This is a genomic window from Nonomuraea angiospora, assembly GCF_014873145.1.
In the GTDB taxonomy this organism is placed as follows: domain Bacteria; phylum Actinomycetota; class Actinomycetes; order Streptosporangiales; family Streptosporangiaceae; genus Nonomuraea; species Nonomuraea angiospora.
Genome location: NZ_JADBEK010000001.1, coordinates 1,974,874 through 1,992,558, shown reverse-complemented (window position 1 = coordinate 1,992,558; position 17,685 = coordinate 1,974,874). Strand labels below are relative to the sequence as shown.

14 protein-coding genes are annotated in these 17,685 nt (G+C 72.1%); 5 read left to right on the top strand and 9 right to left on the bottom strand.

The genetic code is table 11. The features are described 5' to 3' along the window. Positions 1-222: 222 nt before the first annotated feature. Both H4W80_RS09100 and H4W80_RS09095 read left to right on the top strand, forming a co-directional pair. Complete coding sequence (locus H4W80_RS09100) at positions 223-1,698, top strand: RICIN domain-containing protein (protein ID WP_192784682.1); 1,476 nt, start codon at positions 223-225, stop codon at positions 1,696-1,698. A 65-nt stretch (positions 1,699-1,763) separates the two neighbouring features. Beyond that, positions 1,764-3,203, top strand: coding sequence for a pectinesterase family protein (locus tag H4W80_RS09095; protein ID WP_192784681.1), 1,440 nt, complete (start codon positions 1,764-1,766; stop codon positions 3,201-3,203). On the opposite strand, the gene H4W80_RS09090 is transcribed toward H4W80_RS09095, so the two are convergent. From H4W80_RS09090 to H4W80_RS09075, 4 genes are all read right to left on the bottom strand, one after another. Then, positions 3,200-3,925: a FadR/GntR family transcriptional regulator gene (locus H4W80_RS09090; RefSeq protein WP_192784680.1), complete on the bottom strand. Its 726-nt coding sequence runs from the start codon at positions 3,923-3,925 to the stop codon at positions 3,200-3,202. The genes H4W80_RS09095 and H4W80_RS09090 overlap by 4 nt on opposite strands. A gap of 48 nt (positions 3,926-3,973) precedes the next feature. Continuing rightward, a complete protein-coding gene (locus H4W80_RS09085; RefSeq protein WP_192784679.1) occupies positions 3,974-5,173 on the bottom strand; it encodes an ROK family transcriptional regulator in 1,200 nt (399 codons plus the stop codon). Between the two features lie 81 nt (positions 5,174-5,254). Further along, positions 5,255-6,592, bottom strand: a complete 1,338-nt coding sequence (locus H4W80_RS09080) for a cellulase family glycosylhydrolase (RefSeq protein WP_192784678.1) — start codon at positions 6,590-6,592, stop codon at positions 5,255-5,257. 194 nt (positions 6,593-6,786) lie between these two features. After that, on the bottom strand, positions 6,787-7,419 hold the full coding sequence (locus H4W80_RS09075; protein WP_192784677.1) for a TetR/AcrR family transcriptional regulator: 633 nt from the start codon (positions 7,417-7,419) through the stop codon (positions 6,787-6,789). Between the two features lie 85 nt (positions 7,420-7,504). Here H4W80_RS09075 and H4W80_RS09070 point away from each other — a divergent pair, with 85 nt between their 5' ends. Beyond that, on the top strand, positions 7,505-8,695 hold the full coding sequence (locus H4W80_RS09070; protein WP_192784676.1) for a family 1 glycosylhydrolase: 1,191 nt from the start codon (positions 7,505-7,507) through the stop codon (positions 8,693-8,695). Beyond that, positions 8,695-10,440, top strand: coding sequence for a beta-glucuronidase (gene uidA / locus H4W80_RS09065; RefSeq protein ID WP_192784675.1), 1,746 nt, complete (start codon positions 8,695-8,697; stop codon positions 10,438-10,440). The genes H4W80_RS09070 and uidA overlap by 1 nt, the downstream gene beginning before the upstream one ends. Positions 10,441-10,519: 79 nt before the next feature. Here the strand turns inward: uidA and H4W80_RS09060 are convergent, their stop codons facing one another. The 4 genes from H4W80_RS09060 to H4W80_RS09045 are packed head-to-tail and all read right to left on the bottom strand — an operon-like array spanning position 10,520 to position 16,051. Next, positions 10,520-11,758, bottom strand: a complete 1,239-nt coding sequence (locus tag H4W80_RS09060; protein ID WP_192784674.1) for an NAD(P)/FAD-dependent oxidoreductase — start codon at positions 11,756-11,758, stop codon at positions 10,520-10,522. After that, complete coding sequence (locus tag H4W80_RS09055) at positions 11,755-13,125, bottom strand: NAD(P)/FAD-dependent oxidoreductase (RefSeq protein ID WP_192784673.1); 1,371 nt, start codon at positions 13,123-13,125, stop codon at positions 11,755-11,757. The genes H4W80_RS09060 and H4W80_RS09055 overlap by 4 nt, the downstream gene beginning before the upstream one ends. Further along, entirely contained in the window at positions 13,122-14,552 is a 1,431-nt protein-coding gene (locus H4W80_RS09050) for an FGGY family carbohydrate kinase (RefSeq protein ID WP_192784672.1), read from the bottom strand. Before H4W80_RS09050 ends, H4W80_RS09055 begins: the two co-directional genes overlap by 4 nt. A 2-nt stretch (positions 14,553-14,554) precedes the next feature. Continuing rightward, on the bottom strand, positions 14,555-16,051 hold the full coding sequence (locus H4W80_RS09045) for an amino acid permease (RefSeq protein WP_192784671.1): 1,497 nt from the start codon (positions 16,049-16,051) through the stop codon (positions 14,555-14,557). A 74-nt stretch (positions 16,052-16,125) separates the two neighbouring features. Here H4W80_RS09045 and H4W80_RS09040 point away from each other — a divergent pair, with 74 nt between their 5' ends. Next, on the top strand, positions 16,126-16,845 hold the full coding sequence (locus tag H4W80_RS09040) for a GntR family transcriptional regulator (protein WP_192784670.1): 720 nt from the start codon (positions 16,126-16,128) through the stop codon (positions 16,843-16,845). Between the two features lie 7 nt (positions 16,846-16,852). Here the strand turns inward: H4W80_RS09040 and H4W80_RS09035 are convergent, their stop codons facing one another. Then, a complete protein-coding gene (locus H4W80_RS09035) occupies positions 16,853-17,674 on the bottom strand; it encodes an SDR family NAD(P)-dependent oxidoreductase (protein ID WP_192784669.1) in 822 nt (273 codons plus the stop codon). Between the last annotated feature and the right edge of the window lie 11 nt (positions 17,675-17,685).

Below are 17,685 nucleotides of genomic sequence, written 5' to 3'. Positions count from 1 at the left end.
CTCCTGCAATGACCAGCGAAAAACGCCGGAAGGCCGGGCTGACAGGGCGTCAGCGTCGCTGAAAACAGGGGTTCGACCAGGTGTCACCTGTTTGTTTCATGGATTGACGTAATCGGAAACGCGGTCGTAACCTCAGCGCACTGACGCGGAGGGCGGCGATTTTGTCAAGCGCGCTGATTCGTCCGAAGCGGAGATTCCTCTCGACCTTCGAGGATGCGATCAATGAATCTGCTCACAACCATCAAAGGCCGCACCCGATCGATCGGCGTCCCCGCGGCCGCCGTCCTGGTCACCGCCACCGCGCTGGTGGCCTCCGCCGGACCGGCGCAGGCGGCGGCCCCGGCCGACGGCGCCTCGTACACGCTGGCGTCGGGGGCGAGCGGCAAGTGCGTCCAGGTGACGGGCTCCTCGGCTGACAACGGCGCCCTGCTCGTCCAGACCGCGTGTGTTCCCTCGGCCGCCGGCCAGCAGTTCAAGGCCGTGGCCCGGGGGAGCGCCTTCAACCTCGTCAACGGCGGCAGCGGCCGGTGTGTCGACGTGCCGGGCGCGTCCACGGTCCCGGGCACGCAGTTGCAGCAGTGGGGCTGCGGCGACGGCGGCAAGACCAACCAGCAGTGGACCTTCACCCCCTCCGCCACCTCTGGCAAGTACCTGGTGAAGAGCGTCGCCACCGGGCTGTGCGCGAGCGACAAGGACGGCTCCACGGCGGGCAACAACCCCATCGTCCAGGAGACCTGCTCCGACGTGGCCCGCATGCAATGGTCGGTCAACCCCACCTCGTCCGGCGGCCGGGTCTGGTCCGACAACGCCGACGGGTTCGCCGCCACCAGCGGCAGCGGCCTGACGACCACCACCGGAGGCGCGGCCGGCCCCACGGTCACCGTCACCACCTATGCCGACCTGGTGAAGTACGCCACCGCCGCCGACCCGTACGTCATCGAGGTCAACGGCGCCGTCACCGTCACGCCGTACGGCACCGAGATCAAGGTCGCCTCCAACAAGACCATCGTCGGCGTCGGCACCCGGGGCCACATCGTCAACGGCGGCTTCTTCCTCGGCTCCGGCGTCAGCAACGTCATCATCCGCAACCTGACCATCCGCGACACCCGGATGGCCGACGACGACCCCGACGACAAGCTGTACGACTACGACGGCATCCAGCTCGACACCGCCCACCACGTCTGGATCGACCACAACACGATCACCCGGATGAACGACGGGCTGATCGACAGCCGCAAGGACACCAGCTACCTCACCGTGTCCTGGAACGTTCTGTCGGAGAACAACAAGGCGTTCGGCATCGGCTGGACCGACAACGTCACGGCGCGGATGACGATCCACCACAACTGGATCCACGACAACAACCAGCGCAACCCCAGCACCGACAACGTCGCCTACGCCCACCTGTACAACAACTACCTGCAGAACATCACCGGCTACGGCAACTACTCGCGCGGCGCCACCAAGATGGTGATCGAGAACAGCTACTACGACAACGTCAAGGACCCCTACTACAGGGACGATGCCGCCGAGCTCCGCCAGAGCGGCAGCATCGTGGTCAACTCGACGGGCCAGCGGGAGACCGGCGGCTCCGCCTTCACGCCGTCCTCCTTCTACTCCTACACGCTGGACCCCGCGGCGCAGGTCCCGGCGCTCCTTCGCACCTACGCGGGCCCGCAGGCCAACATCGGCCTGTGACCCACGCCCCGGGCCGGCCCCGGCGCCGGCCCGGGGCACCCCCCACCTCAGGAAAGGACCCGACCATGCGCCACGGCATCCACGCACCGTCACGCGCCGCGAAGATCGCGGTCGTGCTGGCGGTGCCCGTCACCGTCCTGACCGTCTCCACCGGACCGGCGCAGGCGGCGGCCCCGGCCGACGGCGTCGTGTACACGCTGGCGTCCGGGGCGAGCGGCAAGTGCGTCCAGGTGACGGGCGCTTCGGCCGACAACGGCGCCCTGCTCGTCCAGACCGCCTGCGCCGCCTCCGCCGCCGATCAGCAGTTCAGGGCGGTGGCGCGGGGGAGCGCGTTCAACCTGGTCAACGGCGGCAGCGGCCGGTGTGTCGACGTGCCGGGTGCTTCGACGGTCTCCGGCACCCAGTTGCAGCAGTGGGGCTGCGGCGACGGCGGCAAGACCAACCAGCAGTGGACCTTCACGCCCTCGTCGGCCGCCTCCGGCAAGTACCTGGTGAAGAGCGTCGCGACCGGCCTGTGCGTGAGCGACAAGGACGGCTCGACGGCGGGCAACAACCCGATCGTCCAGGAGACCTGCTCCGACGTCGCCCGCATGCAGTGGTCCTTCACCTCCGTCTCCGGATCGGCCACTCCGACGGTGGCCTCCGACGGCACCGGCCGCTACCGGACCGTTCAGGCGGCGATCGACGCGGTGCCGTCGGGCAACACCAGCCAGGTGGTGATCACCATCAAGCCGGGCACCTACCGGGAGATCGTCACCGTCAACAAGCCGTACGTGACGCTGCAGGGCCTGGGCTCGTCGCCGTCGGACACCCTCATCGTGAACAACCGCTCGGCCTACACCCACGGCACCTCCGGCAGCTACACCGCGCTGATCTCGGCACGGGACGCCGCCGCCACCAACCTGACGTTCTCCAACGACCTCGACGAGAGCACCGTCCCCAGCGGCGCGCAGGCCGTCGCGCTGCGGCTGGACGGCGACCGCACCACGCTGACGAACGTCCGCATCCTGGGCGACCAGGACACCCTGCTCGTCAACGACTCGGCCCGCGCGTACGTCAAGAACTCCTACGTCGAGGGGACCGTCGACTTCATCTTCGGCGGCGGCACGATCGTCTTCCACAGCTGCGACATCTACGAGAAGCGCAGCACGGGCGGCCCCGTCACCGCGGCCAGCACGGCGGCGGCCAAGACGTACGGCTTCCTGTTCTACAAGTCGCGCGTCACCGGCGCCACGAACAACACCACCACCCTCGGACGGCCGTGGCGCCCCGACGCGCAGGTGCTCTACCGGGAGTCGACGCTGAGCGCGACGATCGCGACCGGGCAGCCGTGGACGGACATGTCCTCCAACTCCTGGAAGAACGCCCGTTTCCTCGAATATCGCAACAACGGCGCCGGCGCGACCGCCAACGCCAACCGCCCGCAGCTCAGCGACGCCCAGGCGGCGAACTACACGCCCCAGAAGTACCTGGCCGGGGGCGACGGCTGGAACCCCGCCGGCTAACGCTCGTGGCCGGCCTGTTCGGCGTGGATCTTCTTGGCGATGTCGACGTCCGCGATCGAGCGCTCGATGAGCGCTCGCATCGCGGTCTCGGCCGCCTTCGGGCGCTGCCGGCGGACGGCCAGCAGGACCTCGGCGTGCTTGTCGGCGGACTCGCTGGTGAGGGTCGCGTGCACGAACTGGTCACGCAGCCGCAACCCGGCCTCGATCGCGGTCGCCATCCGGGCCATCAGCTCGTTGTGCGCCGCGCGCAGCAGGGCGTGGTGGAAGGCCAGGTCGGCCTCGACCTGGTCGCCGGTCGGCCGGCCGGCGGCCTCGCGCATGACGGTCAGAGCGTCCTCCAGCGCCGCCAGGTCCCGGTCGGTACGCCGCAGCGCGGCCATGCGCGCCACCGCGGGCTCGATCGTCAGGCGCACCTCGCCCAGCTCGTCGAGGAACACCTCGTCCACCCCGGCGGCGAAGCGCCAGCGCAGCACGTCGGTGTCCAGCAGAGCCCACTGCTCGCGCGGCGCGACGAACGTGCCGCGCCGGGGCCGCGCGCCCACCAGCCCCTTGGCGGCGAGCACGCGCAGCGCCTCCCGCACCGCCGTCCGGCTCACTCCGAACCGCTCCTGCAGCGCCACCACGTCGAGGTCCTCGTCCGGGCCGATGCCGCCGTTGACGATGGCCGTGCCGAGACTGACGACCACGCGGTCGTGGGCGCCGGCCCTTCCGATCTCCTCCATGCCGGAAATCATGCCATGCCGATCCGCCTGCACCAAAAAGTAATCATATTAATCGAGGGGGTGCAGCTCCAGGGCGGCCAGCTCGCCCTGGAGGACGAGCACGGCCCCGCCGATGGCGGCCGCGTCCGAGCCGCTGACCGAGGAGACCACCCGCACCGGGTGCGCGCGCCGGGCGAAGGTGCGCCGCCGCACCTCCTCCTGGACGACCGACTGGTAGATCGGGGCCGCCGCGGCGAGGCTGGGCCCGGCGAGCACGATCGTGTCGAGGTCGAACAGGCCCGTCATGGTGACGGCGGCGGTGCCCAGGTGGCGGGCGGAGCGCTCGATGAGGGTACGCGCCGCCGGGTCCCCGGCCTGCGCCGCGGTCGCGATGCGGCCGAAGGCGGCCATGACGTCGGTGTCGCCGGGGTCGAGCCCCAGCCGCCGGCCGAGGCCCGGCGCCTCCAGCGCCTGCTTGACCACCGCGGTGGGGTCGGCGTAGTTGCCGAGGCAGCCGTAGTTGCCGCAGCCGCACGGCCCCCCGTCGAGGTCGACGGTGATGTGGCCGATCTCGACGCCGTTGGAGGAGCTGCCCCGGTACAGCTCGCCGTCGACGACGACGCCCCCGCCGATTCCGCTGGCCATGTAGAGGCACCCGAACGCGGGCGTCTCCACCGCCCCCAGCCAGTACTCCCCGATCGCCGCGGCCGCCGCGTCGTTGTCGAGCAGCACCGGCAGGCCCAGGATCTCCGACAGGCGCGGCGCGACCGGGTGCCCGAACCATTCGGCGGTCGGCTGGTGGGTCAGCAGCACGCCCGCCCGCCGGTCCTGCGGTCCGTACGTCGCCAGCCCCACCCCGAGCACCTTCCCGCGATCGACTCCTGCGGTGTCGAGCAGGGCGTTCACGCGCGAGGCCACCAGCGGGAGGCCCTGCCCGGGAGGCAGCAGCGCCGTGCCGGGGAACGAGGTCCGCGCGACCGGCCGGCCCGTCAGGTCGACGAGGACGACGACGCAGGTGTTGCGTTCCAGCAGCACGCCCACCGCGTACCGGGCCCGCGGGTTGAGCTGCAGCAGCGTCCGGGGCTTGCCGCCGGTCGAGGCCCCGCGCCCGACCTCGACGACCAGCCCGTGGTCCATGAGCTCGCGGACGACCTGGGTGATGGTCGCGGGCGTGACCCCGGACTCGGCGGCGAGCTCGATCCGGCTGATGGTGCGCGCCGCCCGGATGCGGTCGAGCACGATCCCGCGGGTTCTCGGCCTCCCGGCCACTCGCTCTCCCTTACTTCGGGTGCTGAAGAAAGCGGGGTCCGGGCCGGTGTGCCCGGCCCGGGCCGCTGTCGCGTTGTCCCGTCAGCGGGCGGCGCAGGTCAGCGTGGGGACGCTGTTGCTGCCGTTCCACGAGCCCAGGAACCCGAAGGCCGTGGTGGCTCCGGCGCCGAGGCTGCCGTTGTAGCTCATGTTGCGGGCGGTCACGTTGGACCCGCTGCTGGTGACCGTCGCGTTCCAGGCGTTGGTGACGGTCTGGCCGTTGGCGAAGGTCCACGTCACCGTCCAGCCGCTGATCGCCGAGCTGCCCGCGGTGACCCGGACCTCGGCCTGGAAGCCGCCGCCCCACTGGCCGGTCACCTGGTAGGTGGCCGAGCAGGCGCCGGAGGGAGGCGTGGGGGTGGGTGTGGGGGTGGGAGTGGGGGTGGGAGTGGGGGTCCCGGGCGAACCGCCGTAGATCGTGGCCTCCTTGGCGGTCGCCTTGATGCCGTTGGCGCCGTTGAAGATCCGCTGGCCCCAGGTGGTGAGCTGGTTGGGGTCGAAGCCGGTCGCCATGTCGAGGATCGGGTCGGTGTTGCCGCTCCAGGACCAGCCGAGGTAGCCGAGGCCGCGCGACTGCGCCTCGGCCAGGATCGTCTCGTGGTCGACCTCGCTGGAGCTGAAGCGCCAGCCGAACTCGCCGATGACCAGCGGCCACCCGTTCGCCTGGAACCGGTTGAGGTAGTCGACGATGCCGGCGGCGGTGTTGAAGACGGCGTACATGTGGATCGACAGCACGGTGTTGTGCCGGGTGTCGGCGTCGAGGATCGTCTGGGCGTTGTCGCGCATGACGTACTGCCAGTCCTGGCCCCAGTTGGGGGCGTCGACCATGAGCAGGTGCTCGAAGCCGTTGCTGCGCATCTTCTTGATCGCGTTGGAGGTGGCGGCGGTCCACTGGGCGGCGTTGGTGTTGCCGATGGGCTCGTTGCCGATGTTGATGACGACGTAGTTCTCCTGGCCGGCGAGCGCGCTCTTCTGGCTGATCCAGTAGTCGGCCGCCTCGTCCAGCGAGGCGGCGGCGCCCTCCTCGCCGTACCCGGTGGTGTCGTGCACCTCCAGCACGCAGATCAGCTTGTTCTGCTTGCACAGGGAGATGACGTTGGCGACGTCGGTGGACGGGCCCCACCGCTTGCCGCTGCCGAGCACGACGCGCACGGTGTTGGCGCCGAGCGCCTTGATGTTGGCGAACGAGCTGGTCTGGCCGGTGTACCAGACGTGGGGGTGGTTGACGCCCCGCATGATGAACTCGCGGCCGTTGGCCTCGACGATCTTCGTGCCGCTGACGTGCAGGCCCGCGGCCGCGGACGCGGACTGGACGTACACCAGGACCGACGCGACGGCCGCGAGCACGGCGACGCCGAGCGCGAGAAGCCTTCTCCTCATGACCTACCTCGTGGTCGGGCCCCGGCCATCCGGGGCGGGAAGCGCCCCACACGCTATAGAGCCGCCTCGGGCCGGAGAAGCGCCGAGGATCACGCCCGGCCCGCGCGGGGCGCCGATCCACGTCCCTGCCTGCGACGACCGGCCCGGGGGAGGCAGGGGATCGCCTGAAAGTTTCAGCCGTTAAATAAGTCCGCTCATGACAGGGCCGCGCGGGGCAGCCCCGGAATGACCGAGAGGAAGAACTCGCGGATGGCCGACTCGACCTTCACGGAGTCGCGGTCGAAGAGCCACTGCGCCTGCAGGCCGTTGATGAGGGAGATGGTCATGGTGGCCAGCGTCTCGGGGTCGATCGCCGGGCGCAGGCCGTCGCGTTCGGCCAGGGCGGTGAAGGTGTCGGCGTAGAAGCGGCGCAGGTTGCGGTAGCGGTCGGCGTAGTAGGCGTGCGCGGGGTGGTCGGGGGAGGTCGCCTCGCCCGACACGACGCAGTGCAGCTCCATGAGCCCCGGCTGCAGCTCGTTGTCGACGATGACGGCGATCATGCCTTTCAGGGTCTCGACGGGGTCGGCGGCCGGGTCCAGCACCTTGGCCGCCTCCAGGAACTCGGTGCCGCGTTCGTCACGCAGCTCCAGCACTCCCAGGAGCAGGTCCTCCTTGCGGGGGAAGTGGTGCAGCAGCCCGGTGTGGCTGATGCCGGCGCGCTTGGCGATGTCCTTCATGGTGGCGCCGTAGAAGCCGGTCTCGCCGAACGCGTCCACGCAGGCCTGGAGCACGCGCCGGCGCACCGCCGCCGTCTTCGCGTACGGGCCGCGGTTGCCGGATGCCATCATGGGCGCCCCTCCAAATTAGTATCGCGATTCGGTTTTCATGCTAGCGTGTCGCCGACACCCATGGTCTCGAGCAAGGAACTCAACCATGCCCCAGCTCCCCTCCGGTTTCCTCTGGGGTGCGGCGACCGCCCCGCACCAGGTGGAAGGCAACAACGTCAACAGCGACTGGTGGGCCCTCGAACAGGCGATGCCCGGCATGCAGCGCAGCGGCGACGCGGTCGACAGCTACCACCGCTTCGCCGAGGACATGCGCCTGCTGGCCGAGGCCGGGCTCAACGCCTACCGCTTCGGCATCGAGTGGGCCCGCGTCGAGCCGGTCCCCGGGGAGTTCTCCAGAGCCGAGCTCGCCCACTACCGCCGGATGATCGACACCGCTCTCGACCTGGGTCTCACCCCCGTCATCACGCTGCACCACTTCACGAACCCGCGCTGGTTCAGCTGGCTCGCCGACGACGCCGTCCAGCGCTTCCAGACGTACGTGCGGCAGGCCACGAGCATCCTCGACGGCGTCGAGTGGGTGTGCACGATGAACGAGCCCAACATGCTCGCCCTCATGATCGGAATGGCCCGGGACGCGCAGGCCACCCACCGGTCCACCGAGGAGTGGATGAGCCCCACCGTCGAGGGCGCCGCGCGGCCGGTGCTCCCCGACCCCGACCCGGAGATAGGCGAGCGGCTGGCCGAGGCCCACCACGCGGCCCGCGCGATCCTGAAGCAGCACACCGGGGCGGCCGTCGGCTGGACGGTGGCCTGCCAAGCGCTCACCGCGACCCCGGGCAACGAGGACAAACTGCGCGAGGTGCGTCACGTCCGCGAGGACCTCTACCTGGAGGCCGCCCGCGGCGACGACTTCATCGGCGTGCAGTCCTACTCCAGCCAGGCCGTCGACGAGAACGGCGTCGTCCCGCACCCTCAGCACCCGGACAACACGATGACCGGCAACGCCTACCGGCCCGACGCCATCGGCATCGCCGTCCGGCACGCCTGGGAGGCGACCGGCCGCACGCCCGTCCTCGTCACCGAGAACGGCATCGCCACCCCGGACGACACCCGGCGGATCGCCTACACCTCCGAGGCCCTCGGCCACCTGTTCGCCGCCATGGACGACGGCATCGACGTGCGCGGTTACCTCCACTGGACCGCGCTGGACAACTTCGAGTGGGGCCACTGGGAGCCGACCTTCGGTCTCATCGCGGTCGACCGCACGACGTTCGAGCGCCACCCCAAGCCGAGCCTGGCCTGGCTGGGCGAGGTCGCCCGCCGAGGGGAGATCTGATGCTGAAGCCGCGCTCCACCCCCACCCGCGAGCTGGTCAACCTCGACGGGCTCTGGCGGTTCGCCCTCGACGGCGGCCCCGGCCCGCTCGACACCACGCTGGAGGCGGCGGTCCCGGCCAGCTACAACGACCTGTTCACCGACAGCGCGATCCGCGACCACGTGGGCTGGGCCTGGTACCAGCGGCAGGTGCGGGTGCCGCGCGGCTGGGCCGGCGAGCGCGTCGTCCTGCGCGTCGACGCCGCCACCCACCAGGGCCGGGTCTACGTCGACGACGTGCTGGTGGCCGAGCACGTGGGCGGCTACACGCCCTTCGAGGCCGACATCACCGAGCACGTACGCGGGGGGCAGGAGTTCCGCCTCACCATCGGGGTCAACAACGAGCTGACCGGCACGACGATCCCGCCCGGCACGATCACCGTCTCCGCCGACGGGCGGCGCAGGCAGACGTACCTGCACGACTTCTACAACTACGCGGGCCTGGCCCGCTCGGTGTGGCTCTGCAGCCGTCCCGCCGTCCACGTCGAGGACATCACCATCGTCACCGCCATGGACGGGACGGTGGAGTACGCGGTGGAGACGAGCGAGCCCGTGCCGGTCCGAGTGCGGGTGCTCGACGCCGGCGGCGCGGAGGTCGCGGCGGGCGAGGGCGCCACCGGCACCATACGCATCGAGAACGTGACCCTGTGGCGGCCGGGCGCGCCCTATCTGTACGAGCTGGTGGCCGAGATCGACGGCGACCTCTACCCGCAGCCGTTCGGCGTGCGGACGGTGGAGGTGCGCGGCACCGAGTTCCTCATCAACGGCGAGCCGTTCTACTTCACCGGCTTCGGCAGGCACGAGGACACGCCGGTGCGCGGCAAGGGCCACGACAACGCCTATCTCGTGCACGACTTCCAGCTCATGGACTGGATCGGCGCCAACTCCTTCCGCACCTCGCACTACCCGTACGCGGAGGAGGTGATGGAGTTCGCCGACCGGCACGGCATCGTCGTCATCGACGAGACCGCCGCCGTGGGCCTCAACCTCGCCGTCGCGTCCGGGCTCACCGGCGCCCCGCCCCGGCCCACCTTCTCGCCGGACACCTTCGGCGAGGCCACCCGCGAGGCGCACGCCCAGGCGATCCGCGAGCTGGTCGCCCGCGACAAGAACCATCCCAGCGTCGTCATGTGGTGCATCGCCAACGAGCCGGCCTCCAACGAGGAGGGGGCCCGCGAGTACTTCGAGCCGCTGGTGGAGCTCACCCGCGAGCTCGACCCCACCCGCCCGGTGAGCTACGCGGCGGTGCTCTTCGCCACGCACGACAACGACCGCATCGCCGACCTCTTCGACGTGCTGTGCATCAACCGCTACTACGGCTGGTACGTCGCCACCGGCGACCTGGCCACGGCCGAGACCTACCTGGAGCACGACCTGCGCGGCTGGGCGGACCGGTTCGGCAAGCCGATCATGATGAGCGAGTACGGCGCCGACACCATGCCCGGCCTGCACTCGGTGTGGGACACGCCGTGGACCGAGGAGTACCAGCAGGCCTACCTCGAGATGAACCACCGCGTCTTCGACCGGATCGAGGCGTTCGTCGGCGAGCACGTGTGGAACTTCGCCGACTTCCAGACCTCCCACGGCATCCACCGCGTGGACGGCAACAAGAAGGGCGTCTTCACCCGCGACCGCCGGCCCAAGGCCGCCGCCCACGCGCTGCGGGCCCGCTGGAGGTCGCTCGCCGGCCGCAAACCGCAGCGATAGCCGTCACTCCAGGGCGAGCCCGAGGGGACAGCCGTCGCTCCAGGCGGCAGGCACGCCGGGCCGCCCGCGGGGACAGCCGTCATTCCAGGGAGAGTCGCACCGGGCCGCCCGCGGGGTCGGCGTCCGCCACGAGGGAGAAGGGGACGCGGAAGACCCGGCCGGGGGCGGCCGGCCACGGGAGCCGGACACGGCCGAGGACGCGCCCGTCCTGGGTGGCGGTGACCCGCGGAAGCGTCCGGAAGGCGTCCGCCCACAGCAGCAGCCTGCCGCGGGAGGGCGGCGGTCCGCCGGGGCGGACGAGCTGCGGCGCGACCCAGCGCAGGGGCGCCTCGGCCACCAGCGGCACCCCGCCGCCGGGGACGGGGTCCCCGGCCAGGTGCCGCAGCACGGCCGCGGCCACGTGGCGGCCGTCGAGCGCGGCGACGTCGGCGGTGTCGACCGGATGCAGGAGGTTCCCGGCCGCGAACACCCCGGGCAGGCTCGTCGCCAGGGAGGTGTCCACGCGCGGCCCGAGCGTGGCCGCGTCCATCTCCAGGCCCCCCGTACGGGCCAGCTCGTGGTCGGGGATCCAGTCGCCGGTGGTGATCACCGTGTCGCAGGGGACGCGCCGGCGCCGCCCGGTGCCGAGGTCCTCGATGTCGACCGAGGTCACCCGGCCCCTGCCGTTGACGGCGACGATCCGGGTGCGGGCCCGGACGAGCACGCCGAAGGCCAGCCGTCCCGGGAGGTGGAAGGCCGCGTAGGCTTCCGGCCGCTCGTACTCGCTGGTCATCAGCACCGTGCGGCAGCCCGCCTCGCGCAGGGTCAGGACCGCCGACCAGCTGACCAGCTCGGCGCCGACGACCACGGCGCGCCGCCCGACCTCGCGGTGGTGCAGGTGGACGAGGTTCTGCAGCTGGCCGGTGGTGTAGACGCCGTCGGGACGGTCGCCGGGGATGAGCCGGGCGGGGCGGGGCCGCTCCCGGGCGCCGGTCGCCAGGACCACCGCGTCGGCCTGGACGAGGCGGCGGCCGTGCGGCGAGGTCACCTCCAGGGTCCGCGGCCCGGCCCAGCCGGTGACCATGGCCTCGGTCTCCAGCCGGGCCCCGGCGTCGCGGGCGCGGCGGGTCAGCCGGCGCGCGTACGCGGGTCCGGAGACGAACCTGCGCAGGTCGCGCAGGCCGTAGCCGGGGTGGTCGCTGTGCCGGGGGATGCCGCCGGTCTCCGGCTCACGCTCCAGGACCAGGACGTCGCCGTCCACGGAAGGGGCGAGCGTGGCGGCGGCGGTGAGCCCGGCCGGGCCCCCGCCGATCACGGCCACCCGTACGCGCTCAGTCATTTCTGTTCCCCTTCGAAGATCTCGCGTACCCGGGCACCGCAGTAGAAGCCCTGGCAGCGTCCGTTCATGGCTCTGGTGCGGCGGCGCAGGCCCTCCACCCCGGCGGGCGGGATCACCGACGCCAGGGCGTCGCGGATCTCCCCCCTTGTCACCCGCTCGCAGAAGCACACGACCCTCCCGTACTCGGGGTCGGCGGCGATCGCGGCGGCGTCCTGGTAGGGGCGCGGGAACGCCTCGCCCAGGTTGGGCATGCGGGGCGGCGCGGGCAGGCCGGCCCGCTCGACGAGGTCGAGGTGGCCCTTGAGCAGGTCCGCGACGTGCTCGGCGATCGCCATGCCGGCGGTCAGGCCGGTGGAGCGGATGCCGCCGACCAGGAGATAGCGCTGCCCGGCATCGAGGTCGATCAGGTAGTCGTCGCGGCCGATCGAGGCGCGCAGGCCCGCGTAGGTCGCGGTGACCTCCTCCGCCATCAGCCGGGGCATGAGCTCGGCGCCCTTCTCGCGCAGGAACTCCAGCCCCGCCTCCGAGGTGCCGGTCGCGGCCTTGTCCGTCAGGTCCTCGGCGGTCGGGCCGAGCATGACGTTGCCGTAGATGGTAGGGCTGACGAGCACGCCCTTGCCGGCCGACGACGGCACCGGCAGCACGATGCAGGGCGCCAGCGGCCGGGCGAGCTTGTCGAAGACCAGCAGCTCGCCGCGGCGCGGCGTGACGGTGAAGCGGTCGTGGCCGAAGAGGGCGTCGAGCGCGTCGGCGCCCAGCCCGGCGGCGTTGACCACCCACCGGGCGGACAGCTCGCCCGCCGTGGTGACCAGCCGGGTGGCGTCAGGACCGCGATGGACCGCGGTGACGCGGTGGCCGCGCAGCAGCCTCACGCCGCGGTTGACGGCGTCGGTGGCCAGGGCGAGGTTCGTGGTCCAGGTGCAGATGACGGACTCGCCGGGGACCGTCAGCCCGCCGAGCGCGCCCGGGCCGAGGGCCGGGACCCTGCGGTAGACCTCGGCGGCGTCGACGATCTCGCAGGCGGTGTAGCCGTTGCGCTCGGCCTTGGCCCGCAGGCCGGGCAGGGCGTCGAGCTGTTCCCGCGTCCAGGCCACGAGCAGCGCGCCGGTGCGCTCGACCGGGATGCCGGTGGCCTCGGCGTAGCGGCCGAGCAGGTCGTAGCCGCGGGCGACCAGGCGGGACTCCAGGGTGCCCGGCTTGGCGTCGAAGCCGGTGTGCAGGATGGCGGTGTTGGCCTTGCTGGTGCCGTCGCCCACGTCGTCGCGCGCCTCCACCAGCGCCACCGACAGCGCGGTGCCGCCCAGCAGGCGCGCGATGGCCGAGCCGACGATGCCGCCGCCGATCACGGCCACGTCGTACGTGTTCACGAGTTCTCCTTCGACGACAGAGTGGCCTGGGCGGCGGCCCGCCACCGCTCCAGGTGCGCGGCGGCCCGGTCCGCGGGCCAGGCGGGCTCGTAGACGGCCGACGGCCGCCAGCCGCCGACGGCCGCGGCGGCGTCCAGGGCCGGGTCCAGGGCCATCAGCGCGCAGGCGGCGGCGCCGAGCGGGGTCGCGTGCGGCGACGGGTAGACCTCCACGGGGAGCTGGGCGAGGTCGGCCTGCGCCTGCATGAGGACGCGCGAGCGGGTCAGGCCGCCGTCCACGCGCAGCCGCGACAGCGGCGCGCCGAGATCCGCCCCCACCAGCGCGGCCAGCTCGGCGACCTGCGCGGCGACCCCCTCCAGCAGCGCCCGTACGAGGTGCCCGCGGCCGGTGCTGAGCGTCATGCCGGTGAACGAGGCGGTGGCGCCGGCGTCCCACCACGGCGCGGCCAGCCCGGCGAGCGCGGGCACGCACAGCACGCCGTCGCCGGAGGGCGCCGCGACGGCGTCGAGCTGGTCCGCGCCGGAGACGAGGCCGAGGTCGGCGAGCCAGCGCACGGCCGAGGCCGCGGTGTAGACCTGGCCGTCCACGCAGTAGCGCGTCTCGCCGTGCAGCCGCCAGGCGATCGACGTGGCCAGCCCCGACGCCGAGCGCGCGGGGGACGTCCCGAGCTGGGCGAGCAGGAACGCGCCCGTGCCGTAGGTGCACTTGGCGGTGCCCGCCTCCAGGCACGCCTCGGCCAGCAGCGCGGCCTGCTGATCGACGATCAGCCCGGTCACGGGGACCTCCGGGCCGAACGCGGTGGTCGTGCCGACGACGGCGTCACTGGCGACGATCTCGGGGAGCCGTTCGGAGCCGAGCCCGAACAGCTCCAGCAGCTCGCCGTTCCACCGCGCGTCCTCCAGCCCGAGCAGCAGGGAGCGGCTGGCGGTGGAGGCGTCGGTGACGAACGCGCCGCACAGCCGGTGGACCAGCCAGGTGTCGGTGGTCGTCACGACGCCCTCGGTGGTCAGCTCCTCGCGGATCCAGCGCATCTTCGGCGCCGAGAAGTACGGGTCGAGCACGAGGCCGGTCAGCGCGGCCACCCGGCCGGCGTGCTCGGCCCGCGCGGCGCACAGCGGCTCGGCCCGGCGGTCCTGCCAGACGATGGCGGGGGTGAGCGGTTCGCCGGTGACGGGATCCCAGGCCAGCACGGTCTCGCCCTGGTTGGCCAGGGCGACCGCGTCCAGCGGCACGCCCGCCGCGGCGGCCGCGCGCCGTCCGGCGGTCAGGACGGAGTCGAGCAGGGCACGCGGGTCCTGCTCGACGCCGCCGCCCTCCAGGTAACGCGGGCGCAGGGCCTCCTCGGCGATCGCCAGGACGGCGCCACCGGCGTCCACGACGATGGCCTTGGTCCCTGACGTGCCCTGGTCGATCGCGAGGACGTGCATCGTCAGATCTGCTCCTTCTGCGCGAAAGCGCCGTCGATCGAGTGCATGTCGGGCATGTCCAGCGCCCGGCGGCCACGGGTCGCCAGCAGCGTCACCAGGTAGGCGGCGCCGATCACGACCATCACCAGAACGTAGAGCCAGGCGTCGCGGAAGGAGGCGTCGCGGAAGATGGACAGCTCGAACACCAGCCACACGACCGACACCGCCAGGACGGGCTTCTCCCAGGCGCCGAGGTCGAACTTGCCGTTGGCCGGCAGGTGCCGCCGCTTGGCGAGGTAGAGCGCGACGGTCGCGGCGTAGATGACGGCCGGCAGCAGCGTGGCCGCGCCGAACAGGGTGAACAGCGCGTCCTCCGAGAAGGCCGAGAACAGGCCCAGGATCACCTCGGCGAGCACCACGTAGAACACCGTCGCCCGCAGCGGGGTGCCGAAGCGCGGCGAGACCCGCTGCCACTGCCGCCAGCCGGGGAACCGCTCGTCGCGGGACATCGCCCAGGTCAGGCGGGTGCCGGTCATCATGATGACCAGGCCGCAGGCGAAGATCGCGAGCACGACCAGCAGCAGCAGGAGCGTGGCGACGACCGGTCCGAGGGTCTGCTTGATGACGTCGGCGATCGGGGTGCCGGACGCGGCGAGCGCCGCGGGGTCGCCGGCCGCGAGCGTCACCGCGACCAGGAACAGGAAGCCCAGGACGCCGGAGGCCAGGACCGCCTGCCACATGGCCCGCGGGACCACCCGCTCGGGGTCGGTGGTCTCCTCGGCGAGGTTGGCCGCCGACTCGAACCCGACGATGGTGAAGGCGCCGAGCAGGAAGCCCAGCACCCACGGCCCGGCCGTGGTCAGGTCGCCGAAGCTCCAGTATCCCTCGGCGGGCAGGGCGCCCCTGCTCCACAGGTTGCCGAAGTCCATGTCGTTGCGGACCGCGGCCACGACGAGCAGCAGCACGGTCAGCAGCACCATGCCGGCGAGCTCGGCCGACACGGCGGTGTTGTTGACCTTCTCGGACCACCGGGTGGAGCCCCCGACGAGCGCGGCCTGCCCGAGCAGGATCACCGCGGTGACCGCCCAGGTGATGCCGCCGTTGGCCGTGTAGTCCAGCAGGACGGGCAGGACCGTCGAGGCGACCGTGTAGTCCACGGCCACGACGACGACGGCCAGGAACATGAACGAGATCCAGCCGATGATCCAGCCGAGCACCGGGTTGGCCAGGCGGGAGGTCCACTGGTAGGCGTAGCCGGTCACCGGGATCCGGGAGGCCAGCGAGCCGATGACGAACGCCACCGCGAGCTGGCCGACCACCGCGATCGGCCAGGTCCAGATGCCGAGCGGCCCGGAGGAGCTCAGCACGGACCCGTAGGTGGTGAAGATGCCGGTCGCGATCGAGACGAACGCGAAGGCCACGGCGAACGAGGCGAACCGGCCGGTCCGCCGCTCGAAGGACTGCTCGTAACCGAACCGGGCCAGCCCGTCGCTGTCGGTGCGCGCTGTGTCGTCTCTCATCGCAACCTCCCTCTTGGTATATACCATCTGGTGTAGACCGCAAGGTATCGTCCAAGTGGGCTAAGGTGTCAAGCATGGGCTCACCCCGTTACGTGACGATCGCCGCGGAGCTGCGCGACCGCATCACCGGCGAGAAGCTCGGCCCCCACACGCTCATGCCGTCCGAACGGGAGCTCAGCGAGAGCTTCGGCGTCAGCCGGATGACCGCCCGGCAGGCCCTGGCGCTGCTGGAGAAGGAGGGTTACGTCTACCGGCGGCCGCCGCGCGGCACGTTCGTGGCCGAACCGCGGGTGCCGTTCCACATCGGCAGCTTCTCCGACGAGATCATCCTGGCCGGGCGGCGGCCGTCGGCCCAGCTCATCTGGGCCGAGGAGCGCCCCCCGACCCCTTCGGCCCGGGAGGCGCTCGACCTGGCCGGCGAGGAGACCGTGCACGCCCTGCACCGGCTGCGCTTCGCCGACGACGAGCCGATCGCGCTGGAGACCACCTACTTCCCCAGCGCGATCACGCCCGGCCTGCTGGAGCGGCCCCTCACCGGCTCGCTCTGGCACATCCTGCGTGCCCACTACGGCGTCGTGCCGGCCGATGCCTCCGCCGTCATCGAGTCCATCGTCATCGACGACGCCTCCTGCGCCCGGCTGCAGGTGCGCAGCGCCTCCAGCGGGATCCTGCTGACCCGCCGCACCTACACGAGCGAGGGGCGCTGCATCGAGTTCGCGCGCGACGTCTACCGGGCCGATCGCGCGTCGTTCAAGGTGGAGGCGCGGATCCCGGCGCCGGTCGACGGCGGCTGAACGCGCGTCAGGCGGTGTCGCCGCCGTCGGCGAGCAGCGTGCTGCCCGTCATGAAGGCGGCCAGGTCCGACGCGCAGAACAGGACGACGCGCGCGATGTCGTCGGGCACGCCGATCCGGCCGACCGGGCCGTTCAGCATGAGGTTGGTCGGCGGGAGCTCGCCGGCCGGCACGGCCGCCGCCGCCATCATGTTGCCCTCCGTGGGGACGTAGCTCGGCGCCACCCCGAGCACGCGGATGCCCAGCGGAGCGAGTTCGAGGGCCAGCTCGCGCGTGAGACCGCGGGCGGCGTGCTTGGACCCGACGTAGGCGGCCAGGCCCGGCGCGCTCCCGCGGAAACCCGCGGTCGAGATGATGTTCACGATGGCGCCGCCGGTGACACCGCTCGGGCCCGCCGCCGACATCCGCCGCGCCGCCTCACGCGCGCCGACGAAGACGCCGCGCGCGTTCACCGCGAACACCTGGTCCCAGGTCTCCTCGCTCATCTCCAGCAGCGGGACGCTCGGGAAGATCCCGGCGTTGTTCACCCAGATCTCCAGGCCGCCGAGCTCGGACACGGCGAGGTCGGCCGCCGCGGCCACGGACGCCGCGTCGGTGACGTCCATGGCGGTGCCGATCGCGCGTACGCCGTGGCGTTCGGCGAGCTGCTTGGCGGCGGTGACGGCGAGCTCTTCGTCGATGTCGCCGATCAGCAGGTCGGCGCCCGCCTCGGCCAGGCGGAGCGCGATCGCCCGGCCCAGCCCGCGACCGCCGCCGGTCACGACCGCGCGCCGCCCGCGCAGGGAGACGAGCTCCGCCAGGGACTTGCCCGACACATCGGCAATGGACATGCGTGAACTCC

Bases quoted from the DNA above. Each gene is read 5' to 3' on its own strand.
- H4W80_RS09035 (WP_192784669.1), bottom strand. From the start codon at position 17,674: ATGTCCATTGCCGATGTGTCGGGCAAGTCCCTGGCGGAGCTCGTCTCC.
- uidA (WP_192784675.1), top strand. From the start codon at position 8,695: ATGCTGAAGCCGCGCTCCACCCCCACCCGCGAGCTGGTCAACCTCGAC.
- H4W80_RS09100 (WP_192784682.1), top strand. From the start codon at position 223: ATGAATCTGCTCACAACCATCAAAGGCCGCACCCGATCGATCGGCGTC.
- H4W80_RS09090 (WP_192784680.1), bottom strand. From the start codon at position 3,925: ATGGAGGAGATCGGAAGGGCCGGCGCCCACGACCGCGTGGTCGTCAGT.
- H4W80_RS09075 (WP_192784677.1), bottom strand. From the start codon at position 7,419: ATGATGGCATCCGGCAACCGCGGCCCGTACGCGAAGACGGCGGCGGTG.
- H4W80_RS09080 (WP_192784678.1), bottom strand. From the start codon at position 6,592: ATGAGGAGAAGGCTTCTCGCGCTCGGCGTCGCCGTGCTCGCGGCCGTC.
- H4W80_RS09070 (WP_192784676.1), top strand. From the start codon at position 7,505: ATGCCCCAGCTCCCCTCCGGTTTCCTCTGGGGTGCGGCGACCGCCCCG.
- H4W80_RS09045 (WP_192784671.1), bottom strand. From the start codon at position 16,051: ATGAGAGACGACACAGCGCGCACCGACAGCGACGGGCTGGCCCGGTTC.
- H4W80_RS09060 (WP_192784674.1), bottom strand. From the start codon at position 11,758: ATGACTGAGCGCGTACGGGTGGCCGTGATCGGCGGGGGCCCGGCCGGG.
- H4W80_RS09050 (WP_192784672.1), bottom strand. From the start codon at position 14,552: ATGCACGTCCTCGCGATCGACCAGGGCACGTCAGGGACCAAGGCCATC.
- H4W80_RS09095 (WP_192784681.1), top strand. From the start codon at position 1,764: ATGCGCCACGGCATCCACGCACCGTCACGCGCCGCGAAGATCGCGGTC.
- H4W80_RS09040 (WP_192784670.1), top strand. From the start codon at position 16,126: ATGGGCTCACCCCGTTACGTGACGATCGCCGCGGAGCTGCGCGACCGC.